General features: G+C 73.1%; 26 protein-coding genes. 24 read left to right on the top strand and 2 right to left on the bottom strand.

From position 1 onward, the window contains the following. Window positions 1–30: 30 nt before the first annotated feature. Together ACIRS1_RS31905 and ftsH are read left to right on the top strand one after the other, a co-directional pair. The gene (locus ACIRS1_RS31905; protein WP_402845648.1) at window positions 31–573 is read left to right on the top strand and encodes a GNAT family N-acetyltransferase; all 543 of its coding nucleotides are present in this window, start codon (window positions 31–33) and stop codon (window positions 571–573) included. Window positions 574–672: 99 nt separating this feature from the next. Then, window positions 673–2,610, top strand: coding sequence for an ATP-dependent zinc metalloprotease FtsH (gene ftsH / locus ACIRS1_RS31900; protein ID WP_387906119.1), 1,938 nt, complete (start codon window positions 673–675; stop codon window positions 2,608–2,610). A 251-nt stretch (window positions 2,611–2,861) separates the two neighbouring features. On the opposite strand, the gene ACIRS1_RS31895 is transcribed toward ftsH, so the two are convergent. Next, the gene (locus ACIRS1_RS31895; protein ID WP_402845646.1) at window positions 2,862–3,686 is read right to left on the bottom strand and encodes a class I SAM-dependent methyltransferase; all 825 of its coding nucleotides are present in this window, start codon (window positions 3,684–3,686) and stop codon (window positions 2,862–2,864) included. 352 nt (window positions 3,687–4,038) lie between these two features. Between ACIRS1_RS31895 and proS the strand changes: the two genes are divergently transcribed. From proS to ACIRS1_RS31805, 18 genes are all read left to right on the top strand, one after another. After that, a complete protein-coding gene (gene proS, locus ACIRS1_RS31890; RefSeq protein WP_360217687.1) occupies window positions 4,039–5,451 on the top strand; it encodes a proline--tRNA ligase in 1,413 nt (470 codons plus the stop codon). A 398-nt stretch (window positions 5,452–5,849) separates the two neighbouring features. Beyond that, window positions 5,850–6,428 (top strand): hypothetical protein, encoded by a 579-nt coding sequence (locus tag ACIRS1_RS31885; RefSeq protein WP_359822362.1) that lies wholly within the window; start codon window positions 5,850–5,852, stop codon window positions 6,426–6,428. A gap of 392 nt (window positions 6,429–6,820) precedes the next feature. Continuing rightward, complete coding sequence (rpsP, locus tag ACIRS1_RS31880) at window positions 6,821–7,249, top strand: 30S ribosomal protein S16 (protein WP_360217684.1); 429 nt, start codon at window positions 6,821–6,823, stop codon at window positions 7,247–7,249. Window positions 7,250–7,251: 2 nt separating this feature from the next. Then, window positions 7,252–7,491, top strand: a complete 240-nt coding sequence (locus ACIRS1_RS31875; protein WP_030056773.1) for an RNA-binding protein — start codon at window positions 7,252–7,254, stop codon at window positions 7,489–7,491. Between the two features lie 259 nt (window positions 7,492–7,750). Further along, a complete protein-coding gene (gene rimM / locus ACIRS1_RS31870) occupies window positions 7,751–8,323 on the top strand; it encodes a ribosome maturation factor RimM (RefSeq protein ID WP_396317962.1) in 573 nt (190 codons plus the stop codon). A gap of 104 nt (window positions 8,324–8,427) precedes the next feature. Further along, window positions 8,428–9,246, top strand: coding sequence for a tRNA (guanosine(37)-N1)-methyltransferase TrmD (gene trmD / locus ACIRS1_RS31865; protein WP_360217705.1), 819 nt, complete (start codon window positions 8,428–8,430; stop codon window positions 9,244–9,246). Window positions 9,247–9,400: 154 nt separating this feature from the next. Further along, window positions 9,401–9,751, top strand: coding sequence for a 50S ribosomal protein L19 (rplS, locus tag ACIRS1_RS31860; protein ID WP_030306736.1), 351 nt, complete (start codon window positions 9,401–9,403; stop codon window positions 9,749–9,751). A gap of 242 nt (window positions 9,752–9,993) precedes the next feature. Continuing rightward, entirely contained in the window at window positions 9,994–10,827 is an 834-nt protein-coding gene (lepB, locus tag ACIRS1_RS31855) for a signal peptidase I (RefSeq protein WP_402845644.1), read from the top strand. A gap of 7 nt (window positions 10,828–10,834) precedes the next feature. Next, on the top strand, window positions 10,835–11,809 hold the full coding sequence (lepB, locus tag ACIRS1_RS31850; RefSeq protein ID WP_360217675.1) for a signal peptidase I: 975 nt from the start codon (window positions 10,835–10,837) through the stop codon (window positions 11,807–11,809). Between the two features lie 244 nt (window positions 11,810–12,053). After that, entirely contained in the window at window positions 12,054–13,070 is a 1,017-nt protein-coding gene (gene lepB / locus ACIRS1_RS31845) for a signal peptidase I (RefSeq protein ID WP_402845643.1), read from the top strand. 145 nt (window positions 13,071–13,215) lie between these two features. Then, window positions 13,216–13,968, top strand: a complete 753-nt coding sequence (gene lepB / locus ACIRS1_RS31840) for a signal peptidase I (protein ID WP_402845642.1) — start codon at window positions 13,216–13,218, stop codon at window positions 13,966–13,968. 112 nt (window positions 13,969–14,080) lie between these two features. Next, window positions 14,081–14,554, top strand: coding sequence for an NUDIX hydrolase (locus tag ACIRS1_RS31835; RefSeq protein WP_402845641.1), 474 nt, complete (start codon window positions 14,081–14,083; stop codon window positions 14,552–14,554). A 54-nt stretch (window positions 14,555–14,608) separates the two neighbouring features. Then, a complete protein-coding gene (locus ACIRS1_RS31830; protein WP_030056781.1) occupies window positions 14,609–14,935 on the top strand; it encodes a DUF2469 domain-containing protein in 327 nt (108 codons plus the stop codon). Window positions 14,936–15,103: 168 nt separating this feature from the next. Continuing rightward, window positions 15,104–15,604, top strand: coding sequence for a YraN family protein (locus tag ACIRS1_RS31825; RefSeq protein WP_360217663.1), 501 nt, complete (start codon window positions 15,104–15,106; stop codon window positions 15,602–15,604). Between the two features lies 1 nt (window position 15,605). Continuing rightward, window positions 15,606–17,456 carry a YifB family Mg chelatase-like AAA ATPase gene (locus tag ACIRS1_RS31820; RefSeq protein WP_402845640.1) on the top strand — a complete coding sequence of 617 codons (1,851 nt, stop codon included), beginning with the start codon at window positions 15,606–15,608 and terminating at the stop codon, window positions 17,454–17,456. 5 nt (window positions 17,457–17,461) lie between these two features. Next, entirely contained in the window at window positions 17,462–18,631 is a 1,170-nt protein-coding gene (gene dprA, locus ACIRS1_RS31815; RefSeq protein WP_402845667.1) for a DNA-processing protein DprA, read from the top strand. 304 nt (window positions 18,632–18,935) lie between these two features. Then, entirely contained in the window at window positions 18,936–19,952 is a 1,017-nt protein-coding gene (gene whiG, locus ACIRS1_RS31810) for an RNA polymerase sigma factor WhiG (RefSeq protein WP_387906102.1), read from the top strand. Window positions 19,953–20,160: 208 nt separating this feature from the next. Next, window positions 20,161–20,745 carry a helix-turn-helix domain-containing protein gene (locus ACIRS1_RS31805; RefSeq protein WP_360217699.1) on the top strand — a complete coding sequence of 195 codons (585 nt, stop codon included), beginning with the start codon at window positions 20,161–20,163 and terminating at the stop codon, window positions 20,743–20,745. A 142-nt stretch (window positions 20,746–20,887) separates the two neighbouring features. Here the strand turns inward: ACIRS1_RS31805 and ACIRS1_RS31800 are convergent, their stop codons facing one another. Further along, the gene (locus tag ACIRS1_RS31800; protein ID WP_402845637.1) at window positions 20,888–21,586 is read right to left on the bottom strand and encodes a peptidoglycan DD-metalloendopeptidase family protein; all 699 of its coding nucleotides are present in this window, start codon (window positions 21,584–21,586) and stop codon (window positions 20,888–20,890) included. Window positions 21,587–22,198: 612 nt separating this feature from the next. Here ACIRS1_RS31800 and rpsB point away from each other — a divergent pair. From rpsB to frr, 4 genes are all read left to right on the top strand, one after another. Further along, entirely contained in the window at window positions 22,199–23,071 is an 873-nt protein-coding gene (rpsB, locus tag ACIRS1_RS31795) for a 30S ribosomal protein S2 (protein WP_387906098.1), read from the top strand. 129 nt (window positions 23,072–23,200) lie between these two features. Then, window positions 23,201–24,040 (top strand): translation elongation factor Ts, encoded by an 840-nt coding sequence (gene tsf / locus ACIRS1_RS31790; RefSeq protein WP_360217651.1) that lies wholly within the window; start codon window positions 23,201–23,203, stop codon window positions 24,038–24,040. A 261-nt stretch (window positions 24,041–24,301) separates the two neighbouring features. After that, window positions 24,302–25,066, top strand: a complete 765-nt coding sequence (gene pyrH, locus ACIRS1_RS31785; protein ID WP_030056790.1) for a UMP kinase — start codon at window positions 24,302–24,304, stop codon at window positions 25,064–25,066. 98 nt (window positions 25,067–25,164) lie between these two features. Further along, on the top strand, window positions 25,165–25,722 hold the full coding sequence (frr, locus tag ACIRS1_RS31780) for a ribosome recycling factor (RefSeq protein WP_360217648.1): 558 nt from the start codon (window positions 25,165–25,167) through the stop codon (window positions 25,720–25,722). The last annotated feature ends 82 nt before the right edge of the window (window positions 25,723–25,804 follow it).

Here is a 25,804-nt window from a genome sequence, read left to right as displayed (position 1 = left end):
CCGGCACACCCCGGGCGGCGGGCCGTCGGCATGTCCGATGATGGTGGCGTGCGAGTGACGATCAGGGCCCCGCGGGGCGAGGACAAGGACCTGTACGCCGCGGCGGTCCGGCGCTCCGCCGACCACATCGGGCGGTGGAACCCGGTCGAGCCGGACGGACTGGCCGAGCTGCTGGAACGCCAGGGGCCGGGCCTGCGCACCTTCCTGATCGTCGACCGGGAGAGCGGCGGGCTGGTCGGCAAGGTCAACGTGGCCAACATCGTGATGGGCCGGTTCTGCAACGCCGCGCTGGGCTACGACTCGTACCTGCCGTTCGCCGGGACGGGGCGGATGACCGAGGGCATGCGGCTGGTCCTGGACCGCTGCTTCGCCGCCCAGACGGCCGGCGGGCTGGGGCTGCACCGGCTGGAGATCAACGTGCAGCCGGGCAACGCGCGTTCGATCGCACTGGCCGAGCGGCTGGGGTTCCGGCACGAGGGCTTCACGCCGCGGATGCTGTTCCTGAACGGGGGGTGGCGCGACCACGAGCGGTTCGCGCTGACCGCCGAGGAGTGGCCGGGCGCCGGGGCGTAGCCGGCCGCCGGGGGCGGTGGCCGGGGGCGGTGGCCGGGGGCGTCCGCGGCGCGGCGTTGCGCGTGGCCCGCCCGAGCGGCGGTCCGTATCGTCCGACGGGTGACCGAACCCGTGCCGCCGCGCCAGACCCCCGACCAGCCCTGGCGGTCCGAGGGTGCACCGCCCCCGTCGCCACCCCGCCGCCGGATGCCCGGCGGCTGGACGGGCCTCGTCCTCACCGCGCTCGTGGTGTTCCTGGTCTCCGACCTGCTGCTGTCCTTCTTCGGCAACGGCGGCGCCACCACGATCTCCTACACCGAGTTCAACGACCAGCTGAACAAGGGCAACATCACCAAGATCTACTCCAAGGGCGACGCGATCGAGGGCACCCTCAAGAGCGCCCGGCCCAAACCCGACGGCGGCGAGGGCGACTACACGGAGTTCGCCACCCAGCGGCCCTCCTTCGCCAACGACGACCTGTGGACCACCCTCCAGAAGCAGGGCGTCGAGGTCACCGCGACCTCCCCGGTGGTCCCGCAGCGCAGCTTCCTCGCCAACCTGCTGCTCTCGCTCGCCCCGATGGTGCTGCTGATCCTCATCTGGGTGCTGGTCGCCCGCCGGATGGGCGGCGGCCTCGGCGCCGGCGCGCTCGGCCGCAAGGCCCCGCCCAAGCCGGTCAGCGCCGAGCAGGGCAGGCGCACCACCTTCGCCGACGTGGCCGGCATCGACGAGGTGGAGGCCGAACTCACCGAGGTCGTCGACTTCCTGAAGAACCCGGACCGGTACCGCAGGCTCGGCGCCAAGATGCCGCGCGGCGTCCTGCTCAGCGGCCCGCCCGGGACCGGCAAGACGCTCCTCGCCCGGGCCGTCGCCGGCGAGGCGGACGTGCCGTTCTTCTCCGCCTCCGCCTCCGAGTTCATCGAGATGATCGTCGGGGTCGGCGCCAGCCGGGTCCGCGAACTGTTCGCCGAGGCCCGCAAGGTGGCCCCGGCGATCGTCTTCATCGACGAGATCGACACCATCGGGCGCCAGCGCGGCGCGGGCGGCGGCATGGGCGGGCACGACGAGCGCGAGCAGACGCTCAACCAGATCCTCACCGAGATGGACGGCTTCACCGGCTCCGAGGGCGTCATCGTGATCGCCGCGACCAACCGGGCGGACGTGCTCGACCCGGCGCTCCTGCGCCCCGGCCGCTTCGACCGGCGGATCACCGTCAGCCCGCCGGACCGGGACGGCCGCGCCGCGATCCTGGGCATCCACGCCCGGACCGTCCCGCTGTCCGGCGACGCCGACCTCGGCCGGCTGGCCAGGGCCACCCCCGGGATGACCGGCGCCGAACTCGCCAACCTGGTCAACGAGGCCGCCCTGCTGGCCGTCCGGCGCCAGCAGGACGCGGTCGGCGAGCGGGACCTCTCGGACGCCCTGGAGAAGGTCCAGCTGGGCGCCGTCCGGCCGCTGGTGATGCCCCGGGAGGAACGCGAGCGGACGGCCCACCACGAGAGCGGGCACGCGCTGCTGGGCATGCTGCAGCCCGGCGCCGACCCGGTCCGCAAGATCACCATCGTGCCGCGGGGCCGGGCGCTCGGCGTCACCCTCTCCACCCCGGAGGACGACCGCTACTCGTACACCGAGCCCTACCTGCGCGGCCGGATCATCGGTGCGCTCGGCGGGATGGCGGCCGAGCAGGTGGTCTACGGGGTGGTCACCACCGGTGCGGAGAGCGATCTGGAACAGGTCACCAACATCGCCCGGGGGATGGCCGGCCGCTGGGGGATGAGCGAACGGGTCGGACGGCTGACCGCGGTGCCCGCCGATCCGCAGGGGGCCTACGGGCTGTCCGCCGCGCCGACCACCCTCGACGCGGTCGACGAGGAGGCCCGGCGGATCGTCGCCGAGTGCTACGAGGAGGCGGTCCGGCTGCTGACCGAGCAGCGGTCCCGGCTGGACGCGCTGGCGGCGGCGCTGCTGGAGGCGGAGACGCTGGACGAGGAGGCGGCGTACCGGGCGGCGGGGGTGCCGCGCAAACCCGTCGGGGGGAAGTCGCTCGACCAGGCGTGAGGCGGCCGGCCGGGGGCGCTCGCCATGGCGGCGGGCGCCCCCGGTTTCGGTGCTCGGCGGTCCGGGCGGTCCCGGCGGTCCCGGCGGGCTCGATGGTCCCGCGGGTCCCGGCGGTCCGGCCCGCTCCGGCCGGGCCCGGCGGTCCTGCCGGTGTCCGTCGGCGGGGTCGGCGCCGTCCCCGCCGCCTCCCGGCCGTCGTCGCGTCCCCGCCGCGGTGTCCCTTCCGTCGCGTCCCCGTCGTCGCCTCCCCGTCAGCGCGGGCGCTCGGCGATCAGGTAGCGGAAGACGTTCTCCATCCGGACCGAGCCGTCGGCGCGCAGGTACGGCTGCAGCGCCTCCTCCAGCTCCTTGGCCACCAGCGAGGCGCCGGAGAACTCCTCGGCCGCCTCGAACAGGCCCGTGGAGAGCAGGCCGCGCACCGCGCTGTCCAGGTCCGCGTAGGCGAACGGGCAGCTCACCCGCCCGCTGCCGGCCGGGCGCAGGCCGGCCGGGGCCAGCAGGTCCTCCAGCGCGCCGGGCGCGCTCAGCTCGAACGGGTCGCGGGCGGTGGTCCGGCCCGCCATCCGGCGCGCCACGTCCAGCACCGGGGCGCTCGCGCAGCGCTCCGGCGGGCCCCAGGCGGCGAGCACCACGTGTCCGCCCGGGAGGGTCAGCCGGGCGGCCTCGGCCACCACCGGGCGCGGCTCGGCGCAGCCGGGCAACTGCTCGAAGACGGTCACCAGGGAATGGGCCGAGCGGGGGACGGCGGCGGCCGGCCGGGCCCCCGCGCACACCCGCAGCCGGCGGCCGCGGGCCAGCTCGCGCAGCTCGTCCCGCGGCTCCTGGCCGGAGACCTGGGCGCCCCTCCCGGCCGCGAGCAGCAGGGCCAGTCCGGACCGGCAGCCCAGTCCCAGCACGCTGGACGCCGGGCCGACCTCCAGCCGGTCGTAGACCGCCTCGTAGAGCGGTACCAGCATGCGTTCCTGGATCTCCGCCCAGTCGCGCGCCCGCGCGGGCCGGGCGGTCCCGTGCTGCGCGCGGTGTGGTCGTGCGCCTGTTGGTCGTTCGGTCGTGCCGGTCGTCCGAGCTGAAGCCATCGCGGCCTCCCATCCGGTCCTTCGGTGTCCTGCTACGGCTCCCCCAAAGTCCCGCCCCACTCCAGCGAACAGCGGGTCGGGCCCGGCGTCCAGAGGGGTGCAGGGTGGTGCGCGCGTGTCGCGGTCGTGCGCCCCCTGCTCCCGGCGGGGGCGCCGCACGGTCCGGGCCGTGCTCCGGGCCGCGCCCCGGGGCGTCCTCCGGGGCGCCTCCGGACCGCCCACCGGCCCTTCGGCGGCGCCCCGCGGCGCGGCGCGCGGGGCGGCCCCGGGAGGCGCACGAGCCGTGCGGGCGGCGGCCACGGGTGTGATACCGATTCGAAGTCAGGGGGCCGCTCCCCGTACCATTCGGGCCATGGCTAAGGCACCCGTTCTCACCCCTCAGGCGGAAGACTTCCCGCGCTGGTACCAGGACCTCATCAACAAGGCCGAGCTGGCCGACAACGGTCCGGTGCGCGGCACCATGGTCATCCGACCGTACGGCTACGGCCTGTGGGAGCGGATGCAGCAGGAGATGGACGCGCGGATCAAGAAGGCCGGCGCGCAGAACGCCTACTTCCCGATGTTCATCCCGCAGTCCTACCTGACCAAGGAAGCCGAGCACGTCGAGGGCTTCGCCCCCGAGCTCGCGGTCGTCACCCACGGCGGCGGCAAGCAGCTGGAGGAGCCGGTCGTCGTCCGGCCGACCTCCGAGACGATCATCAACGAGTACTTCTCCAAGTGGGTGCAGAGCCACCGCGACCTGCCCCTGCTGATCAACCAGTGGGCCAACGTGGTCCGTTGGGAGCTCCGCCCGCGCGTCTTCCTGCGCACCACCGAGTTCCTCTGGCAGGAGGGCCACACCGCCCACGCCACGTACGAGGACGCCCGCGAGTACGCGTCGATGATCCACACCCAGGTCTACGGCGACTTCATGACCAACGTGCTCGGCATCGACGTCGTGCTCGGCCGCAAGACCGCCAAGGAGCGCTTCGCCGGCGCCATCAACACCCTCACCCTCGAGGGCATGATGGGCGACGGCAAGGCGCTGCAGATGGGCACCAGCCACGAGCTGGGCCAGAACTTCGCCAAGGCGTTCAACACCACGTACCAGCTGCAGGGCGCCGAGCGCGAGCACGTCTGGCAGACCTCCTGGGGCGTCTCGACCCGCATGGTCGGCGGCCTGATCATGTCCCACGGCGACGACAACGGTCTGCGGGTCCCGCCGCGCCTGGCCGCCGTCCAGGCCGTCGTGCTCGCCATCAAGGGCGACGACGCGGTCATCGCCAAGGTGCGCGAGATCGGCGCCGCCCTGGAGGCCGCCGGCATCCGGGTGGTCGTCGACGACCGCACCGACACCCCGTTCGGCCGTCGTGCGGTGGACTGGGAGCTCAAGGGCGTGCCGCTGCGCATCGAGGTCGGCCCGCGCGACCTGGAGAACGGCACCGCGATGCTGGCCCGCCGCATCCCGGGCGGCAAGGAGCCGGTCTCCATCGACGGCCTGGCCGCGCTGCTCCCGGGCGTCCTGGAGGAGGACCAGGCGCTGCTGCTGCGCCAGTCCCGCGAGCGCCGCGAGGCCCGCACGGTGGACGTCAAGACCATCGACGAGGCCATCGAGGCCGCCGCCACCGGCTGGGGCCGGATCTCCTGGGCCGAGCTCGGTCCGGAGGGCGAGGCCAAGCTGGCCGAGCAGGGCGTCTCGGTGCGCTGCATCATCGCGGCCGACGGCTCCGTTCCGCAGGCGGACGACCAGGACGGCAATATCGCGATCGTCGCCCGCGCGTACTGATGCGTCTTACCGACGGGTAATGACCGTTCCCGGCGACATTTGCCCGGAATGCGGATGGGTAAGAATGCGGTAACTCTCCGCGGGGTCTCCGAACCGGTGACATCCCTACTGGCCGGTCAACTGCCGGTATTAACGGAATAGCGGTACGGTGTACGGCCCGTGGCCCTGTCAACTCGACGGGACCACGGGCCGTACGTCCTGGGTGCGACAGCCCGCCCCCGGACGGAATTCACGAGGCCCACCGACCTGCGGGGGGCCGAAACCGGCAGGGGGTTGGTCTTGCACCGCATCCGGAACGCGCAATTCGCGCGCGACCATGCATTCCTGGGAGTTCCCTGGGAATTCCCGGAGAACGGGAACACGCGGAACATCGGCTCGCACTCCATCGTTGGTCTAGCGTGAGCACGACACAGCCCCTCGTCCTCGCGGCCGAACTGGCCGCCGCCTGGAGTGACATCCAGGCCTACCACCAGGACCTCCCCGACCTGGCCTCGCCCGAGGCCCTGATCGGCGAATCCTCCTCGGCCTGTGGCACGCGGCTCGGTTTCGAGCGGCTCCTCCACGAGGCTGCCCACGGTCTGGCCGCGGCCCGGGACATCCGGGACACCTCGCGGGCCGGCCGCTACCACAACCGGCGCTTCCTGATGCTCGCCTCCGAGCTCGGTCTGGCCCACCCGGTCGAGCCGCACGCCAGCAGCGGCTTCTCCCAGGTGACCATGCTCAAGGAGACGCAGGAGCGCTACGCGGACACCATCGAACGCCTGGACCGCGCTCTCGGCGCGCACCAGGAGGCGGTGGCCGGAGACGGCGCCACGCGCGCCTTCCGCGGCCCTGCGGCCCGGCACGGCTCCTCCGGGGGCGGCGTCCGGGTCAAGGCGGTCTGCGGCTGCGGTCGCAACGTCCGGGTCGTGCCGTCGGTGCTCGCGCAGGCGTCCATCGTCTGCGGCGCGTGCCAGCAACCGTTCAAGATCGCGTAACCACTCGCTCTACCGGTTCGCCGGTTCACCGGGACCACGGGTCACGGGGTCGCGGGAACGGAACATCGGAAGACGGGGAAGTCCGGCTGGCAGCTGTGCGGGCAGCGGGTCCGGCCGGAACGAGCAGGACATCGGTGAGCGTGTGGGCTGACCGGGAGCGGGGGCTCCCGGTCGAGCCTCGCGAGCGGGTCCGAGGGGCCGCGGGGAGCGCCCCCCGGGCGGCCGGGTGAAGGCGGTTCGCGCCGGTATGGCAGAATGGACAGCTGAGTACTCGGCAGCCGGGTCAGGACCCCTCTCTCCTACGGCTGGCGTGTCCCTTGAACGGTCCACCTCGCAACCCCACGCGACGGCGAGGCCGCTCACCCACGTCAACACCAGGAGAATCCACTCCCGTGGCAGTCAAGATCAAGCTGAAGCGTCTCGGCAAGATTCGCTCCCCGCACTACCGCATCGTCGTCGCCGACTCGCGCACCAAGCGTGACGGTCGCGCCATCGAGGAGATCGGCATCTACCAGCCGACCTACAACCCCTCGAAGATCGAGGTCGACAGCGACCGCGCCCAGTACTGGCTGTCCGTCGGCGCCCAGCCGACCGAGCCCGTGCTCGCCATCCTGAAGCTGACCGGCGACTGGCAGAAGTACAAGGGCCTGCCGGCCCCCGCGCCGCTCAAGGTCGCGGAGCCGAAGGTCCAGGACTTCTCGCACCTGTTCGCGAAGGCCGTCGCCGGCTTCGAGGACGCCACCACCGGTGTCGCCATCACCCCGAAGGCCAAGAAGTCGGACAAGGTCGAGGCTGAGGCCGACGCCGCCGCCGAGGCCTGAGCGTGATCGAGGACGCCCTCGACCACCTGGTGAAGGGCATCGTCGAGCACCCCGACGAGGTGCAGGTGCGTTCGCGCAACCTGCGTCGGGGCAACACCATCGAGGTGCGAGTGCACCCCGATGACCTCGGCAAGGTGATCGGCCGGGGCGGCCGCACGGCGCGCGCTCTGCGCACCGTGGTCGGTGCCCTCGGCGGTCGCAACGTCCGGGTCGACCTGGTCGACGTGGACAACATCCGCTGACGCTGCTCGTTCAGCAGTCAGGGCTTGTGAGGCCGGTCGGGACGCACGTCGTCCCGGCCGGCCTTTCGCATTCCCCGTGCCGGTCGCAGGACCGGCACCGAACCGCAGTGCCGGCAGCCGCGCGCAGCGCCGGCAGCACGGGCAGTGCCGGCACCACCGGCAGTGCCGGCACCGCTCGCGGTGTCGGGGCCCGGCGCCACCGGCACTCCCGCACTTCCCGCATCCCGTCCCGCTCAGGAACTCCAGGAGAACGATCACCGTGCAGCTCGTCGTCGGCAAGATCGGCCGCGCCCACGGCATCAGGGGGGACGTCAGTGTCGAGGTCCGCACCGACGAGCCGGAGCTCCGGCTCGGCCCCGGTGCCGTCCTGCTCACCGACCCCGCGTCGGCGGGCCCGCTGACCGTCGAGTCCGGCAAGGTGCACAGCGGTCGGCTGCTGCTGCGCTTCGCCGGCGTGAAGGACCGCAACGCGGCGGAGGCGCTGCGGGGCACCGTGCTCATCGCCGAGGTCGACCCGGAGGAGCGCCCGGACGATCCGGAGGAGTACTACGACCACCAGCTGATCGGCCTGGACGTGGTGCTGCTCGACGGCACCCTGGTCGGTGAGCTGACCGAGGTCGTCCACCTGCCCTACCAGGACCTGCTCACGGTGAAGAAGCCCGACGGGACGGAGGTGCTGGTGCCCTTCGTCACCCAGATCGTGCCGACCATCGACCTGGAGAACCAGCGCGCCGTGATCACCCCGCCGGGCGGGCTGATCGACCCCGAGCAGGCCGAGGTCGACCGTGACGACTCCGCCGCCGAGGACGAGGGCGCGGAGGGAGCGAAGTGACCTCGCTCGAGGGCCTCGCGCCCGGTACGCCGACCGGGGCGACCGAGTCGGCTGCGGTGGCCGAGCCGGCCTCCGGGGCGCCCGCGTCCGTGGTGCAGAGCGGGATGCGGATCGACGTCGTCTCGATCTTCCCCGAGTACCTGGAACCGCTGAACATCTCCCTGGTCGGCAAGGCCCGTGCCCGCGGCCAGCTGGACGTGCACGTCCACGACCTGCGCGAGTGGACCCACGACGTGCACCGGACCGTGGACGACAGCCCGTACGGCGGCGGCCCCGGCATGGTGATGAAGCCCGAGCCGTGGGGCGAGGCGCTGGACGCCGTGGTCGCCGGCGGGCCCGAGGGCCTGCTTCCGACCCTGGTGGTGCCCACCCCGAGCGGCCGGCCGTTCACCCAGGAGCTGGCCCAGGAACTGGCGGGCCGCCCCTGGCTGGCGTTCACCCCCGCCCGGTACGAGGGCATCGACCGGCGGGTGATCGAGGAGGCGGCCACCCGGATGCCGGTGGTCGAGGCCTCCATCGGCGACTACGTGCTGGCCGGCGGCGAGGTCGCCGTCCTGGTGATGGTCGAGGCGATCGCCCGGCTGCTCCCCGGCGTGCTCGGCAACGCCGAGTCCCACCGCGACGACTCCTTCGCGCCCGGTGCGATGGCCGACCTGCTGGAGGGCCCGGTCTACACCAAGCCCGCCGAATGGCGCGGGCGCACCGTGCCGGACGTGCTGCTCAGCGGCAACCACGGCCGGATCGCCCGCTGGCGGCGGGAGCAGGCCTTCGCCCGCACCCTCGCGAACCGCCCCGACCTGGTCGAGCGCTGGCGCCACGGCTCCTTCGACAAGAAGGACCGGGAGGCGCTGAGCATCCTCGGTCTGGCCTGGGACGAGGAGCTCGGCCGATTTCGGTCCACGGCCGCCGGTGTGGAAGAATAGGCCGCTGCTGTCTGTCGCTGGATCCCTCCCGTAGGGCTCACGTGGACCGGCGCCCCCGCCACGGGGGGATCGTCGTCAGCCGATGCGGCCCGCAGCTCACCCCATTGTGACGAACTTCCGTGGGCGGCCCGTGGCGCCTGCGATGGAGAGCAACATGAGCAACAAGCTCGCTGCTGTCGACGCGGCCTCGCTGCGTAGCGACATCCCGGCCTTCCGCGCCGGTGACACCCTGAAGGTCCACGTCCGGGTCATCGAGGGCAACCGCTCCCGTGTCCAGGTCTTCCAGGGCGTCGTCATCCGCCGCCACGGCGCCGGCATCGGTGAGACCTTCACCGTTCGCAAGGTCAGCTTCAACGTCGGCGTGGAGCGCACCTTCCCGGTGCACACCCCGGTCGTCGAGAAGATCGAGGTCGTGACCCGCGGTGCGGTTCGCCGCGCCAAGCTGTACTACCTGCGTGACCTCCGCGGCAAGGCCGCGAAGATCAAGGAGAAGCGCGACCGCTGATCCACCGGCCCCCGGCGTCGCCGGGGGATCGGATCGCTCTGGGGGGCCGGGCTGCCGCAAGGTAAGCTCACCCCCCGATGAGCACGCACGAACCACCCGCGGACCGCGACGGCAGTCCCGCACCCACCGGTGCGGACCTGCTGTCGCGGTCCGCGGTCGTTTCCGCGGAGGCGGCGGGCGGTGCCGTACCGGACGGTCCGACGGTGGACCGACGGGCGTCGGAGGGCGCGGCTCAGGAGCGTGTGACGCGGGGCGGCGCCGCCTCGGCGGCAGCGGCGCACCGGCCCGAGGGCGATGCGGAGGGCGCGCTCGACGACGCGTCCCAGGGTGTCTCCGAGGACGCATCCGAGGACGCATCCGAGGGCGATGCGGAGGGCGCGCCGGAGGGCGAGGACGAAGGCCACTCGCGCTCGCGGGACCTGCTGCTGCTCGCGGGGATCTGCCTGCTGGCGCTGTTGCTGGTGAACGCCTTTGTCGCCCGGCCGTACTCGGTGCCGTCCGGGTCGATGGAGGACACCCTCCGCCCCGGCGACCGGCTGATCGCCAACCAGCTCGCCTACGCGTTCGGCGGCCACCCCCGGCGGGGCGACGTCGTGGTGTTCGACGGGACGGGCTCCTTCCTCCCGGAGGCGACCGGACCGGCCGACGCCTGGGACGGGCTGCGCTCGCTCGGCCGCGACCTCGGGCTGGTCCCGGCCGGGAACACGGTCTACGTCAAGCGGGTGATCGGCGTGGGCGGGGACCGGGTGACCAGCACCGGCCCCGGCGGGCGGATCACCGTCAACGGCGTGCCGGTGGACGAGTCCTCCTACCTCGCCCCGGGCGACCAGCCGTCGAGCGTGGCCTTCGACGTGGTCGTGCCGGCCGGGAAGCTGTGGGTGATGGGCGACCACCGCAGCGCCTCCCGCGACTCCCGCGACCACCTCGGTGAGCCCGGGGGCGGCTTCGTGCCCGAGCGCCGGGTGATCGGCCGGGCGGACTGGGTGGTCTACCCGTTCTCCCGCTGGACGAGCCTGGACCGGCCCGCGGCCTTCGCCGCGACTGCGGGGACGGGCGGTCATGGGGACCAGAGGTAGGGGACGGGTGGCCGACCGCCCGGCTCCGGAGCCGGGCGGCGGGGGAGCCGTCGGCGACGTGCCCGCGGGCCGGCGGTCCAGGAGGGGGGCGCCGGGCGGGGCCGATTCGGCCGGTTCCGGCGCGGACCGACCGCCGCGCGGCCGGGCCGAGCGCCGCCGCAGTGCCCGGAAGGCGGCCCGGCGCCGTCGGCGCTCACTGCTGCGCGAGTTCCCCCTGATCATCGTGGTGGCGCTGCTGGTCGCGTTGGTGCTGAAGACCTTCCTGATCCAGGTGTTCGTGATCCCCTCGGGCTCGATGGAGCAGACCATCCAGGTCGGGGACCGGGTGCTGGTGGACAAACTGACCCCCTGGTTCGGCAGCGAGCCGCAGCGCGGCGACGTGGTGGTGTTCAAGGATCCGGGCGGCTGGCTGGAGAGCGACCACAAGCCGTCCGACGACGGTCCGGTGCTGGGGGCGGCCAAGGACGTCCTCACCTTCGTCGGGCTGCTGCCGTCCGACAGCGAGCAGGACCTGATCAAGCGGGTGATCGGCGTCGGCGGGGACACCGTGGAGTGCTGCGACGCGCAGGGCCGGCTGAGCGTCAACGGCACGCCGGTGGACGAGTCCTCCTACCTCGCCCCGGGCAACCCGCCGTCCCAGCGGCCGTTCAAGGTGAAGGTCCCGCAGGGCCGGCTCTGGGTCATGGGCGACCACCGGGACGTGTCCGCCGACTCCCGCTTCCACATGGGGAATCCGGGGCAGGGCACCATCCCGCTGAGCGGTGTGGTCGGCCGGGCGTTCGCGATCGCCTGGCCGCTGGACCGCTTCCATCAACTCGACGCCCCGGGTTCACTCTCCTCCCTGGCACGGGCTCCGCGGGCGGACGGAACTGCGCCGGAATCGGTGGCTGTTGGGCCGGTTCCGATGGAACCTCCGCTCGTTATGGGTGTGTTGGGCATCCTTCCGATCGCCGTTCGTCGGCCCGGCCGGCCACCGAAGTGACCCGGGTCGGCCGTCGGTCGCCGGGCCGCGCGCGTGGGACCACGAGCCGGATGCCTTGGAGTGATAGAGAAGTGCAGGTGCGGCCGGGGATCGGCCCCGGTCGTGCGCCGGGGCTGTGCCGGAGTCACGGGAGCCCCGGGTGGGCGGCCCGGACCCTTGTTCACGGTCGCGGTAAGCGTGGTGCCCGCTGTGCGGCACTTTGAGCGCGGACGCGCAGGCGTCCGCACAGCAGGGAGGAGACGTTGTGGGGGATGTGGTGATCGGCGCCCGCTCCGGTGCCGGCGAGCCCGAGGGCTCCGGCGGTCGAGCGGCCCGGTCCGCTGATTCCGGTGCGTCCTCGGCCTCGGTCGAGGACGCCGCGGCCCAGACCGCCGACGGCCAGGGCGACGGGCCGGAGGACTCCGCGGGGAGCTCTCCGGAGTCCGGTCGGCCGGGGTCCGAGTCGACGGACCAGCCGGAGTCGGAGACCCCCGGCAAGCAGCGCAAGCAGCGTTCCTTCTGGAAGGAACTGCCGATCCTGGTCGGCATCGCGCTGGTCCTGGCACTGGTGATCAAGACCTTCTTCGTCCAGGCCTTCTCCATTCCGTCGGAGTCGATGCAGAACACGTTGCAGGTCGGGGACCGCGTCCTGGTGGACAAGCTGACCCCCTGGTTCGGTGCGGAGCCCGAGCGGGGCGACGTGGTGGTGTTCCACGACCCGGGCGGCTGGCTGAACGACGAGCCCACCCAGCAGAGCTCCAACTCCTTCGTCCGGGGTGTCCAGGACGTGCTGAGCTTCGTCGGTCTGATGCCCTCGGCCAACGAGAAGGACCTGATCAAGCGGGTCATCGGGGTCGGCGGGGACACCGTCGAGTGCGAGGGCGAGGGCCCGGTCAAGGTCAACGGCGTCGCGCTCAACGAGCCGTACGTCTACCCGGGCAACACCCCCTGCGGCGACCACCCGTTCGGTCCGGTCAAGGTGCCCAAGGGCCGGCTCTGGGTGATGGGCGACCACCGCGCCGACTCGCTGGACTCCCGGTTCCACATGGACCAGCCGGGCGGTGGCACCGTACCGGTGGACAACGTGATCGGGCGTGCCTTCGTGGTGGCCTGGCCGATCAGCCACTGGGCGACCCTCCCGGTGCCGAGCACCTTCGACCAGAAGGGCCTGTCGGCGGCCGCGCCGGTCGTGCCTCCCGCGGTCGGTGCGGTGGGTGCGGTCGCGGTGCTCCCGCTGGTGCGCCGGGCTCGGGGCCGGATGGACCGCCGGAAGGATTCCTGAGCTCCACCAGGTTGTCCGCAGGCCTTGCGCGGGCCGTGGTACCGACGAGTAATCTGCTCGGACGTGCCACGGCCCGTCGGCATTTCCGCCGGGGCCTCCGGCGTGCCAGTGGTGTTCTCCGGTCGGCCAGAGGTGGACGGTGTCGATGAGCAGTGTCGTGGAGCAGACGGCCGACCGCCCGACCGCGGCGGCCCGTCCGCGGCGCCGGCCCGCCGCGGTGCTGCAGGGCGTGGCGATCGCGCTCGGGCTGGTGTTGATGATCGGCGGGTTCGCCCTCATCGCGATCGACTACCGGCCGTACAAGATCCCGACCGCCTCCATGTCCCCCACGCTCCAGATCGGGGACACCGTCCTCGCCCGGAAGATCGGCGGCGGCGCCGTCGGCCGGGGCGACGTGGTGGTCTTCCGGGACCAGGACTGGGGCGGCGAGCTCATGGTCAAGCGGGTCGTCGCCGTCGGCGGGGACACCGTGGCGACCACCGGGGCGGAGCACCGGCTGACCGTCGACGGACAGCCGGTGGAGGAGCCGTACCTCGCGGCGAAGGGCCTGCAGGGCGAATCGTTCAGTGTGACGGTTCCGCCGGGCCGGCTGTTCCTGCTCGGCGACAACCGGCTGGGCTCGCTCGACTCCCGCACCCACCTGGAGGTCGACGGCGGTACCGTCCCGGCCGGCGCGGTGGAGGCCAGGGTCGAGGCCACCGTGCTGCCGTTCGGCCGGACGGGGGAGCTCGGCCGGAGCACGGCCTTCGACGCCCTGAAGGGGCCCGCGGCCAGCGAGCCGGGCCCGCTGCAGCCCGCCGCCTACGCGACCGTCGCGGGCGCGGCGCTGATCGTCGTGGTCTCGGCGGCGGGCGGGGTGGCGGGCCTGGCCCGCCGGTTCCGCCGGGGCGGCTCCTGAGCACGGCCGCCGCCGGCCGGGCCGCTCTGGCGAACATCGCCCCGGACGCCCGCGCCGGGTGGCAGGATCGGTAACGCCACCGATGCGAACGGAGGGAGCGTGGAGCGCTGCCATGACGGCACAACGCCGCAAGGCGGTCCGGATCCTGCTGCTGGACGGGCAGGACCGCATCCTCCTCTTCCTGGGCGCCGACCCGGCGACACCGGGGGAGACGTGGTGGATCACGCCCGGGGGCGGCTTGGAGCCGGGGGAGGACGTGCGGGAGGCGGCCGCGCGGGAACTCGCGGAGGAGACCGGCCTGCGGGGCGTCGACCTGGGGCCCTTGGTGGCGTACGGCACGGTGTCGTTCTCCTTTCGGGGGCAGCGCTACGAGCAGGACCAGTGGTTCCACCTCGCCCGGACCGCGGAGACGGTCGTCGACCACTCGGGGACGGGGGAGGAGGAGCACGCGCAACTGCTCGCGGCGCGCTGGTGGACGGTCGCGGAGCTGCGGGGGACCGCCGAGACGGTCTATCCGGTCGGACTGGCGGATTTCCTGGAACGACTGCTGGCCGAGGGCCCGCCGGTCGCTCCGGTACGGCTCTGAGCGTGGGTGCGGTGGTCCACAATGGGTGGACTGACAAGTTGAGGGGACGCCTGGATGAGTGCCGAAGATCTCGAGAAGTACGAGACCGAGATGGAGCTCAAGCTCTACCGGGAGTACCGGGACGTCGTCGGCCTGTTCAAGTACGTGATCGAGACCGAGCGACGTTTCTACCTCACCAACGACTACGAGCTGCAGGTGCACTCGGTCCAGGGCGAGGTGTTCTTCGAGGTGTCGATGGCGGATGCGTGGGTCTGGGACATGTACCGGCCGGCCCGGTTCGTCCGCAAGGTCCGGGTGCTGACCTTCAAGGACGTGAACATCGAGGAACTCGCGAAGAGCGATCTGGAGCTGCCCTCGGACGAGTCCGGCTTCGGGAACTGACGTTGGACCGCTCGGCCCCGGGTTGTCCAGCCGAATTCCGCACGATCGGGGCGTCTCACTCCTGAGGGTGACAAAAGTTATCCACAGGGCCGAGTTATCCACAGGGAAACGGATAACTGTGGTGCCGTCGTGCCCGGCGGTGCAACCTCCACGGCGGAGGTGGTCACCGTGCAGAACACGATCACGCAGGACCGGGCCGCACCCGACGCGGCCGAACCGGGCGGCCCCGGGCAGGGCCCGCGCCGCAGCACCAACAACGGGCTCGGGCGCTACGGGGAGCGGGTCGCCGCCCGTCGGCTGACGGAGGCCGGGCTCCGCGTACTGGACCGCAACTGGCGCTGCGCCGAGGGCGAGCTGGACATCGTCGCCCTCGACGGCGACACCGTCGCGGTCTGCGAGGTGAAGACCCGCTCCGAGCGGGGCTTCCAGCAGCCCACCGAGGCCATCGACCAGGCCAAGGCCGCCCGGCTGCAGCGCCTGGCCGAGCGCTGGATGGCCGAGCGCTGGCCCGACCACTTCGCCAGGCTGGCCGGCCCCGGGTACGACCCCGGGCCCACGGACCCGCACTGGCCGCCGGCGCCGCCGGGCGGGGTGCGGATCGACCTGGTGGCCGTCGTCAACCGGGCCCGGGGTGCGGCCCTGGTCGATCACCTGCGGGGGGTGGTCTGAGATGGCCTTCGCCCGAACCTGTTCCGTCGCGCTGGTCGGTGTCGACGGGGTGATCGTCGAGGTCCAGGCCGATCTGGAGCCCGGGGTGGCCGCGTTCACCCTGGTCGGCCTGCCCGACAAGGCGCTGTCCGAAGCCCGTGACCGGGTCCGGGCGGCCCTGGTCAACAGCGGCGAGGCCTGGCCGCAGCGCAAACTGACCGTCGGACTCAGTCCGGCCTCGGTCCCCAAGAGCGGCAGCGGCTTCGACCTCGCGGTGGCCTGTGCCGTGCTGGCCGCCGCCGAGCGGCTCGACCCCGCGTCGATCGCCGAGCTGCTGATCATCGGTGAACTCGGGCTGGACGGCCGGGTGCGGCCGGTCCGCGGGGTGCTGCCCTCGGTGCTGGCCGCGGCCGACGCCGGCTACCAGCGGGTCGTGGTCGCGGAGCAGACCGCGCCCGAGGCCTCGCTCGTTCCGGGCGTCAGCGTGATCGGGGTCCGCAGCCTGCGCCAGCTGGTCGCGGTCCTGACCGGTGCGCCTGCGCCCGAGGAGCCGCCCGACCCGTTCGGCGGGCGGCCCGACCCGCTGATGGCCGGCCTGATGCTGCCCAGCGCGGGCGTCCGGGGCCTGCCCGACGACCGGGCGGCCCGCCTGGACATGGCCGACGTCGCCGGTCAGTACGAGGCCCGGCGCGCACTGGAGATCGCCGCCGCCGGCGGACACCACCTGTACCTCAAGGGCCCGCCGGGCGCGGGGAAGACCATGCTGGCGGAGCGGCTGCCCGCGCTGCTCCCGCCGCTGACGCGGAAGGAGGCGCTGGAGGTCAGCGCCGTCCACTCAGTGGCCGGGCTGCTCCCGGCCGGGCGCCCGCTCATCGACACCGCCCCGTACTGCGCCCCGCACCACTCCACGACGATGCCCGCGATCGTCGGCGGCGGGAGCGGCCTGCCGAGGCCGGGCGCGGTCTCCCTGGCCCACCGGGGCGTGCTGTTCCTGGACGAGGCGCCGGAGTTCCCGGTCCGGGTGCTCGACGCGCTGCGCCAGCCGCTGGAGTCGGGCGAGGTGGTGATCGCCCGCTCGGCCGGATCGCTCCGGCTCCCGGCCCGGTTCCTGCTCTGCCTGGCCGCCAACCCCTGCCCGTGCGGGCGCCACTCCAGGCGCGGCGAGGGCTGCGAGTGCAGCCCCGCGATGGTCAGTCGCTACCAGGGGAGGCTCTCCGGCCCGCTGCTGGACCGGGTCGACCTCCAGGTCCAGGTGGCCCCGGTGACACGGGTCGAGCTGATGGAGCGGGACACCACGGCGGAGAGCACCGAGACCGTCGCGGCCCGGGTGCTGGCCGCACGCGAACGGGCGGCCGCCCGGCTGGCGGACACACCGTGGCGGACCAACGCGGAAGTCCCCGGGCACGAGCTGCGCACCCGCTGGCAGCTGGCCCCCGGTGCGCTGAACGACGCCGCACGCCAGCTGGAGCGGGGGATGCTGACGGCCCGGGGCCTGGACCGGGTGCTCCGGGTCGCCTGGACGGTGGCCGACCTCGCCGGTCGGGACCGGCCGGACCAGCGGGACGTGCGCACCGCACTGGTCCTGCGCACCGGTGTCGAACACGGGCTGCCGATGTCCGGTCGCGCGCCCGGTCTCCTCGGGAGCGTTCCCGCGCAGCGCGGCCCGGTGGACGAGCCACCGGAGGAGCCGGACGGGACGGACGGCCCCGCGAGACCGGACCACCCCGGCAGCCCGGCCGCCGAGCCGGCACACCCAGCCGGCCCCGGCGACCCCGGCCACCCCGGTCACCCGGAGCCCCCCGCGTGGTCGGCCCGTGCCAAGCGGACGCGCGCGCTTGACCGGCAACCGGCGAACGAGGACGGTGAGGCATGAACCCGATGATGACGCACTCTCAGCCGCCCGGCGGAGCCGGGACGCCACCCGCCCCCGAGCCCGAGCGCCTCGCCCGCGCGGTGCTCAGCCGACTGGGCGAACCGGGGGACGCGGTGATCGGCCGGTGGCTGGGCCGGCTCTCCGCAGCCGACGTGGTCCGGGCGATCCGGGCGGGCGAGGTGCCCTCGCACCCCGGGCTGGACGGCGCCCGGCTCGCCGGCTACCAGGCCCGACTCCCCGGGCTCGACCCTTCCGGGGACCTGGAACGGGTGCGAGCGGTGGGTGGACGCTTCATCATTCCGGGGGACACGGAATGGCCCAGCCAACTGGACGACCTGGGTGACGGCAGACCGGTCGGGCTCTGGACGGTCGGCACCGGCTCGCTGCGGCTGCTAGCGCTCCGCTCGGTGGCGATGGTCGGCTCCCGGTCCTGCACGGCCTACGGCGCCCACGTCGCGGGCGAGCTGGCGGCCCAACTGGCCGAACGGGGATGGGTGGTGGTGTCCGGAGCGGCCTACGGGATCGACGCGGCGGCCCACCGCGGGGCGCTCGCCGTCGGCGGGATGACGGTCGCGGTGCTCGCCAGCGGCGTCGACGTGCCCTACCCGAAGGGGAACGCCGAGCTGATCCGGCGGATCGGCGCCCAGGGGCTGCTGGTCAGTGAACTGCCGCCGGGGGAACACCCGAACCGCTTCCGCTTCGTCCTGCGCAACCGTGTCATCGCCGCACTCACCCGGGGCACCGTGGTGGTCGAGGCGGCGCTGCGCAGCGGCGCGCTGAGCACGGCCCGACGGGCCCGGGACCTCAACCGCCACACCATGGGTGTCGCCGGCCCGGTGACCTCGGAGCTCTCGGCCGGGGTGCACGCCCTGATCCGCAGCGGCGGTGCCGTGCTGGTCACCGACGCGGCCGAGATCGGCGAACTGATCGGGGCGATCGGGGACGACCTGGCTCCCCAGCGCAGCGGCCCCGTCCTGCCCCGGGACTTGCTGGAGCCGGCGGTGGCGCGGGTGCTGGAGGCCGTCCCGGCGACGGCGGAGGGCGCACCGGTCGAGCGACTGGCCCGGCAGTCCGGTCTCCCGCCGGACGAAGTTCTCCAGCGACTCTACGAGTTGGGCTCGATCGGCTACGTCGAGCGACACGGCGCGCACTGGCGCCTCGTCCGGAGGAGGTGATCACCGGGAGCGGGGAACACGCCCGAGCCGTGGGAGGCGAACCGGGATCGCCCGGCTGACCTGCTGATCCGCCCCTTTCGCTCGCCTGCCTGGATTCGGTGAAGAGAACGCCACCGGATCGAGGGACGACCGAGTGGTGGTAGCGCATTGCAGCGAGTTGGTCACGCTACGCTCCACATGCCTTCCCTATCAGCACATGACTCGGCAGAACGGCGCATACCAACGCATGCCCACACACATTCCCGGACACAGAGTGACCGGTGGCGCCCGGTCCTCGGGAGGGCCGCGGACCGAGCGGCGTCCCGTGACCGAGTTCCCGCCCAAGGCGACGGGGACGATGGGCGGCCTGTCACGCCAGGGCAACCGGCCGGCGGCGGTGCCGGGCCAGCCCGCCGACGCGGCCGGCCCCGCCGACGTCGCGCCCGACCCGCGGCTCGGCGCACCCCAGCCGCCGGACGCCGCGTCCCCGCCCGTCGGCGAGCAGAACCGCGGTGGCCGACACGCCGGTGGCCGACACGCCGGCGGCCGGGGCTCCGAGGCGCGGGAACCCGAGGCCCAGGGTCGGACCGCGCTCGAACAGCTCTGGCGCTCCTACAAGGACAGCGGTGACCAGCGGCTGCGGGAGCAGCTGATCCTGCACTACTCACCGCTCGTCAAATACGTGGCCGGCCGGGTCGGGGTCGGCCTGCCCTCCAACGTCGAACAGGCGGACTTCGTCTCTTCCGGGGTCTTCGGGCTGATCGACGCGATCGAGAAGTTCGACATCGACCGCGCCATCAAGTTCGAGACCTACGCGATCAGCCGCATCCGCGGCGCGATCATCGACGAGCTGCGCGCCCTGGACTGGATCCCCCGCTCGGTGCGGCAGAAGGCCAAGGCCGTCGAGCGGACGTACGCGACGCTGGAGGCCCGGCTGCGCCGCACGCCGCACGAGCCCGAGGTGGCGGCCGAGATGGGCATCGCGATCGAGGACCTGCACGCCATCTTCAGTCAACTCTCCCTGGCCAACGTGGTGGCCCTGGACGAACTGCTGCACCCGGTGGGGGAGGGCGGCGACCGGCTGAGCCTGATGGACACCCTGGAGGACCACGGCGCCGACAACCCGGTCGAGGTCGCCGAGGACCGGGAGCTGCGCCGACTGCTGGCCCAGGCGGTCAACACCCTCCCCGAGCGGGAGAAGACCGTGGTGACGCTCTATTACTACGAGGGGCTCACCCTCGCCGAGATCGGACAGGTCCTGGGGGTGACGGAGAGCCGGGTGAGTCAGATCCACACCAAGTCCGTCCTCCAGTTGCGTGCCAAGCTGTCGGACATCCGCTAGCGCACCGGTGGCGGGCAGCAAGGCGGCCGGCGCCAAGGCGGCAGACGGCAGGCGGCCGCGGGCGTCCCGGGCCCACCGGGCGCGCACGGGGAACGATGGGTCCGCGCCCCGCTGCGCGCGCCTGCGCTCCCCCCGATTGCGCGGCGCCGTACCGGCCGCAGGTAGGGCTCCGTACAGTGGGGGCGTGCCGAAGATCCGAGCGGCCACGGTGGCCGAGCATCGCCAGCTGCAGCGCGCAGCCCTCCTTGACGCTGCCCGCACCCTGCTCACCGAGGGCGGGATGGAGGCGCTGACCTTCCCCGCGCTCGCGGCGCGCACCGGCTTGGCGCGATCCTCGGTCTACGAGTACTTCCGCTCCCGCGCCGCCGTGGTCGAGGCGCTCTGCGAGGTGGACTTCCCGCTCTGGGCGGCCGAGATCGAGGCCGGTATGGAGAGCTGCGACACGGCCGCCGAGCGGGTCGAGGCCTATGTCCGGGGCCAGCTGGCGCTGGCCGCCGACCCGCGTCACCGGGCAGTGGTGGCGATCTCCGCGCTGGAGCTCGACGAGGCCGCTCGCGAGCGCATCCGCGCGGCGCACGGCAGGCTGGTCGGTCTGGTCGTCCGGGCCCTGGAGGACCTCGGGCACGTGCAGCCCCGGCTCGCCGCCGTGCTGCTGCAGGGTGTGGTGGAGGCGGCCGTCCGCCGGGCCGAGCAGGTGGCCGGCGGGGACCGCGCCGGGTGCGTGGCCGAGAACGCAGAGCTGATCGCGGACGCCGCCGTGGCGATGGCCCTGCACGGTCTCGTCCGCGACTGAACCGTCGAGGCCCCGTCCGACCCGCTCCGCCGGCGCCGCTACGCTGCCGCCCCGCCCCGCCCCGCCACAACCGCCGCCGCCGACCCCGCACCGCCCTCCGTCGACCCCGACGCCCCCGCGCCGGCGGAGCCGCACCCGTTCGTCAGCCGGCCTGGCCGTCCCGTCGGTCGCCGCCCAGGGGGAGCAGTCGGGCCGCCCCCGCACCGAACAGGGCCAGCGGGTCGAGGTAGCGCTCCCCGCGCAGCAGCCCCCAGTGCAGGCAGTCGCGCTCGTGGCAGTGCCGACCGCCCGGTGCGATCCGCCCGATCACGGCCCCTGCCGGGACGGTGGTGCCGACCGGAACGGTGCCGGTGACGGGCAGGTAGGTGGTGCGCAGGGGAAGGGCCCCCTGGCCCGGATGGGTGACGGTGACCACCGGCCGCCCGGCCACCGGACCGGAGAACGAGACCACCCCGGCGGCTGCCGCCCGCACCTCCGCCCCGGCATCCGCGGCGAGGTCCACACCCCGGTGCCCCGCGGCCCATGGCCTGGCCGGCGGCTCGAACCGGCCGAGCACCCCACCGCCCGGCCCGCCGGGCGCGTCCACCGGCCAGGCCCGTGTGCCGTCCGGCCCGGCGCGAACCCCGGGCCCCGCGCCGCCCTCAGCCCCCGGACCGCCGCCGACCCCACCACCCGCGCCCGAGTGCGCGGCCCGTCCGAGGGCGACGCCCGGAACCGCCCCCACGGCCACCAGCAGCACCAGCACCGCGGCCGTCACCGCCACGGGGGCCGCGCCGAGGAACGGGCCCCGCGGGCGCCGAGCACCGGAGGACGGGAGAGGGAGGCCATCGCGAGACGTCATGCCCGGAGGCTCCCGCCCTCGCCGCTCCCGCGCCACCGGCTACCGCTTTCCTGTGGACAAAAGGCCCCCGCGGTGGTCACCCCTCCCTCCGGCGGGTGTACGCACTCCGCCATCCGGTGTACAAGCGGCGTGCGGGCCGCGTACCGGCCGGGTGGCGACCGCTGCGCCGCTCCTCCACGGCACTCCCCCCGACCCGGCGACCGCCCGATGCCCGACCCGGCGCCCGACCTGGCGACAGCCCGGGCCCCGCCCGGCCCCTGGCCCTCCGCCGCTCGCGGAGTCGCTCACGCCTCGGGGCTTCCCGTACACTTCACACGCGACCCGGTCCGCCGGGTCGACTTCGCACGCCCCGCCACCGGTGGACGGACGCGGTTCGACCGCAGCCCCCGCCAGGTGCGAGTGCCGCTCGGTCCGCCGAGCCCGACCGGTCCCCGGACCGAGCGGGTTCAAGCGGCTCGGCACGTTCGGGGCGTCAGGCGTGGCTGTCACCTGGCCGCCACGGACAAAACCGAGCCCGACCCGGCCGGTACGCACCGCGCGAGCGGGGAGCGCCACCGCGCGAACCGCCTCCGCTGCGCGACCGCTGGGCCGTAACACCTGAGGAGCACGGCTATGGCCGTCGTCACGATGCGGGAGCTGCTGGAGAGCGGCGTCCACTTCGGTCACCAGACCCGCCGCTGGAACCCGAAGATGAAGCGCTTCATCATCACCGAGCGCAACGGCATCTACATCATCGACCTCCTGCAGTCGCTGAACTACATCGACCGCGCCTTCGAGTTCATCAAGGAGACCGTTGCCCACGGCGGCAGCGTCCTCTTCGTCGGCACGAAGAAGCAGGCCCAGGAGGCCATCGCCGAGCAGGCCACCCGCGTGGGCATGCCCTACGTGAACCAGCGCTGGCTCGGCGGCATGCTGACCAACTTCTCGACCGTCTACAAGCGTCTGCAGCGCCTCAAGGAGCTCGGCGAGCTGGACTTCTCGGACGTGGCCGGCTCCGGTCTCACCAAGAAGGAGCTCCTGGTCCTCCAGCGCGAGCACGACAAGCTGGAGAAGACCCTCGGCGGTATCCGCGACATGCAGCGCGTTCCCAGCGCCGTCTGGATCGTGGACACCAAGAAGGAGCACATCGCGGTCGGCGAGGCCCGGAAGCTCAACATCCCGGTCGTCGCCATCCTCGACACCAACTGTGACCCCGACGAGGTCGACTACAAGATCCCGGGCAACGACGACGCGATCCGCTCCGTCACCCTGCTGACCCGCGTGATCGCCGACGCCGTGGCCGAGGGTCTGAAGTCCCGCGCCGGTGTCGCCAAGGGCGACGCCAAGGCCGAGCCGGGTGCCGACCAGCCGCTGGCCGACTGGGAGAAGGACCTGATCGAGGGCGAGAAGAAGGCCGAGGAGGCCCCCGCCGCCGCCGAGGCTCCCGCCGCCGAGGCCGAGGCCGTCGAGGCCCCCGCCACCGAGGCGCCGGCCGAGCAGGCCTGACGTACCACGGGTGAGGGGCACCCACCGGTACGACGCCGGTAGGTGCCCCTCTCTCCCGCGCCGGGGCCGAACCATCGGTCCCGGCGCATCCCCACGCAGACACGCGAGACGCGAGAAGAGATTCACACCATGGCGAACTTCACCGCCGCGGACGTCAAGAAGCTCCGTGAGCTCACCGGCGCCGGCATGATGGACTGCAAGAAGGCCCTGGACGAGGCCGAGGGCAACGTCGAGAAGGCCGTCGAGCTCCTGCGCATCAAGGGCCAGAAGGGCGTTGCCAAGCGCGAGGGCCGTGACGCCTCCAACGGCGCCGTCGCCGCGCTGATCGCCGAGGACAAGAAGTCCGGCGTTCTGGTCGAGCTGAACTGCGAGACCGACTTCGTCGCCAAGGGTGACAACTTCGTCAAGGTCGCCGACGCGATCGCCGCCCACGTCGCCGCCACCGCCCCGGCCGACCTGGACGCCGCCCTGGCCTCCGAGATCGAGGCCGGCAAGACCGTCCAGCAGTTCGTCGACGAGGCCAACGCGACCCTGGGCGAGAAGATCGTCTTCCGTCGCTTCGCCCAGTTCGGCGGCGACGGCTTCGTCGCGGTCTACCTGCACAAGACCAGCCCCGACCTCCCGCCGGCCGTCGGCGTCCTGGTCGAGCTGGACAAGGAGAACGCCGAGGTCGCCAAGGACGTCGCGCAGCACATCGCCGCCTTCGCGCCGAAGTACCTGTCCCGCGAGGACATCCCGGCCGAGGACATCGAGAACGAGCGCCGCGTCGCCGAGGCCACCGCTCGCGAGGAGGGCAAGCCGGAGGCCGCCCTGCCGAAGATCGTCGAGGGTCGCGTCACCGGCTTCGTGAAGGAGAACTCCGTCCTGGAGCAGGCCTTCGCGAAGGACAACAAGAAGTCCGTCGCCAAGGTCCTCGAGGAGAACGGCGTCGCCCTCAAGCGCTTCGCCCGCTTCCGCGTCGGCGCCTGAGCCACGTTCCCCCTGGTCCCCGGCACCCTTACGCTGGGAACCGCCCCCGCCCGCTGAGCAGGGCGGGCGGAACGCCGAACGGGCTCACCCAGCGCCATCCGTCCACGGGCGGGCCGCGTCGGCACCATGAACGACGAGGAGGCCATTGCCGTGCAGGACACCGAACCGGTTCCCGCGGCAGTGGCCTCCTCGCGTGTACGCGCAGGCCGGGCATCCGCACACCCGCGCCTGTGAGCCAGTAGGTGCAAAAAGGAGAAGTCCATGCAGGAGACGCAGGAGACCGCGCAGGACCCCAAGGCCGGCTCGCGCCGCCGGGTGCTGCTCAAGCTGTCCGGTGAAGCCTTCGCCGGTGGTGGCGGACTCGGCGTCGACCCGGACGTCGTGCACGCGATCGCCCGGGAGATCGCCACCGTCGTCCGCGCCGGTACCGAGGTCGCGGTGGTCATCGGCGGCGGCAACTTCTTCCGGGGCGCCGAGCTCCAGGTGCGCGGCATGGACCGGGCGCGCTCGGACTACATGGGCATGCTCGGCACCGTGATGAACTGCCTGGCGCTGCAGGACTTCCTGGTCAAGGAGGGCATCGAGACCCGGGTCCAGACCGCGATCACGATGGGCCAGGTCGCCGAGCCGTACCTGCCGCTGCGGGCCGTCCGGCACCTGGAGAAGGGCCGCGTGGTGATCTTCGGCGCGGGTATGGGCATGCCGTACTTCTCGACCGACACCACGGCCGTGCAGCGTGCGCTGGAGATCCACGCCGACGTCCTGCTGATGGGCAAGAACGGTGTGGACGGCGTCTACGACTCCGACCCCCGGACCAACCCGGACGCGGTGAAGTTCGACGCCCTGGAGTACTCCGAGGTCATCGCGCGCGACCTCAAGGTGGCCGACCTCACCGCGATCACGCTGTGCAAGGACAACAACCTGCCGATGCTGGTCTTCGAGCTGCTGGCGGAGGGCAATATCGCGCGTGCGGTGAAGAGTGAGAAGATCGGCACACTCATCAGCCAGGATTCCGTCCGGGCCTGAGCAGCAACCAGCAGTACGGGGCGGCGCCGTCGCCGTGACCGGCCTCGACGCCGACACCGGTCGGGACAACCGCAGATGAACCGGACAGGGAGACCACAGTGATCGAAGAGACCCTCCTCGAGGCCGAGGAGAAGATGGAGAAGGCCGTCGCCGTCGCCAAGGACGACTTCGCCGCCATCCGCACCGGCCGTGCCCACCCGGCGATGTTCGCCAAGATCGCGGCCGAGTACTACGGCGCCGTGACGCCGATCAACCAGCTGGCCTCGTTCTCGGTGCCGGAGCCGCGCATGGCCGTCGTGTCGCCGTTCGACAAGACCGCGCTGAAGGCCATCGAGCAGGCGATCCGCGACTCCGACCTGGGCGTCAACCCGTCCAACGACGGTTCCATCATCCGGGTGGTGCTTCCCGAGCTGACCGAGGAGCGCCGCCGGGAGTTCATCAAGGTCGCCCGCGGCAAGGGCGAGGACGCCAAGGTCTCGATCCGCGCCGTGCGCCGCAAGGCCAAGGACGCGATCGACAAGCTGGTCAAGGACGGCGAGGTCGGTGAGGACGACGGCCGCCGCGCCGAGAAGGAGCTCGACGACACCACGGCCAAGTACGTGGCCGCCGTCGACGAGCTGCTGAAGCACAAGGAAGCCGAGCTGCTCGAGGTCTGATGAACGACGCCCCTGACGCCCCTGGCTACTGGGGCCCGTCCGACCAGCAGTTCCAGCCGTACCGCCCGGCGCCGCAGCCGCA

The sequence above is a fragment of the Kitasatospora sp. NPDC101176 genome (assembly GCF_044768035.1).
Taxonomy (GTDB): Bacteria; Actinomycetota; Actinomycetes; order Streptomycetales; family Streptomycetaceae; genus Kitasatospora.
Note: the sequence above shows the minus strand (reverse complement) of the source record. Positions and strands in the feature narration are given on the sequence as shown.

Coding starts and splice junctions, on each gene's coding strand:
- trmD (WP_360217705.1), top strand. CDS start 8,428: ATGCGGATCGACGTCGTCTCGATCTTCCCCGAGTACCTGGAACCGCTG.
- ACIRS1_RS31905 (WP_402845648.1), top strand. CDS start 31: ATGTCCGATGATGGTGGCGTGCGAGTGACGATCAGGGCCCCGCGGGGC.
- ACIRS1_RS31830 (WP_030056781.1), top strand. CDS start 14,609: ATGAGTGCCGAAGATCTCGAGAAGTACGAGACCGAGATGGAGCTCAAG.
- ACIRS1_RS31820 (WP_402845640.1), top strand. CDS start 15,606: ATGGCCTTCGCCCGAACCTGTTCCGTCGCGCTGGTCGGTGTCGACGGG.
- tsf (WP_360217651.1), top strand. CDS start 23,201: ATGGCGAACTTCACCGCCGCGGACGTCAAGAAGCTCCGTGAGCTCACC.
- pyrH (WP_030056790.1), top strand. CDS start 24,302: ATGCAGGAGACGCAGGAGACCGCGCAGGACCCCAAGGCCGGCTCGCGC.
- ACIRS1_RS31895 (WP_402845646.1), bottom strand. CDS start 3,686: ATGGCTTCAGCTCGGACGACCGGCACGACCGAACGACCAACAGGCGCA.
- lepB (WP_402845642.1), top strand. CDS start 13,216: ATGAGCAGTGTCGTGGAGCAGACGGCCGACCGCCCGACCGCGGCGGCC.
- dprA (WP_402845667.1), top strand. CDS start 17,462: ATGATGACGCACTCTCAGCCGCCCGGCGGAGCCGGGACGCCACCCGCC.
- ACIRS1_RS31835 (WP_402845641.1), top strand. CDS start 14,081: ATGACGGCACAACGCCGCAAGGCGGTCCGGATCCTGCTGCTGGACGGG.
- rpsB (WP_387906098.1), top strand. CDS start 22,199: ATGGCCGTCGTCACGATGCGGGAGCTGCTGGAGAGCGGCGTCCACTTC.
- ACIRS1_RS31800 (WP_402845637.1), bottom strand. CDS start 21,586: ATGACGTCTCGCGATGGCCTCCCTCTCCCGTCCTCCGGTGCTCGGCGC.
- proS (WP_360217687.1), top strand. CDS start 4,039: ATGGCTAAGGCACCCGTTCTCACCCCTCAGGCGGAAGACTTCCCGCGC.
- rplS (WP_030306736.1), top strand. CDS start 9,401: ATGAGCAACAAGCTCGCTGCTGTCGACGCGGCCTCGCTGCGTAGCGAC.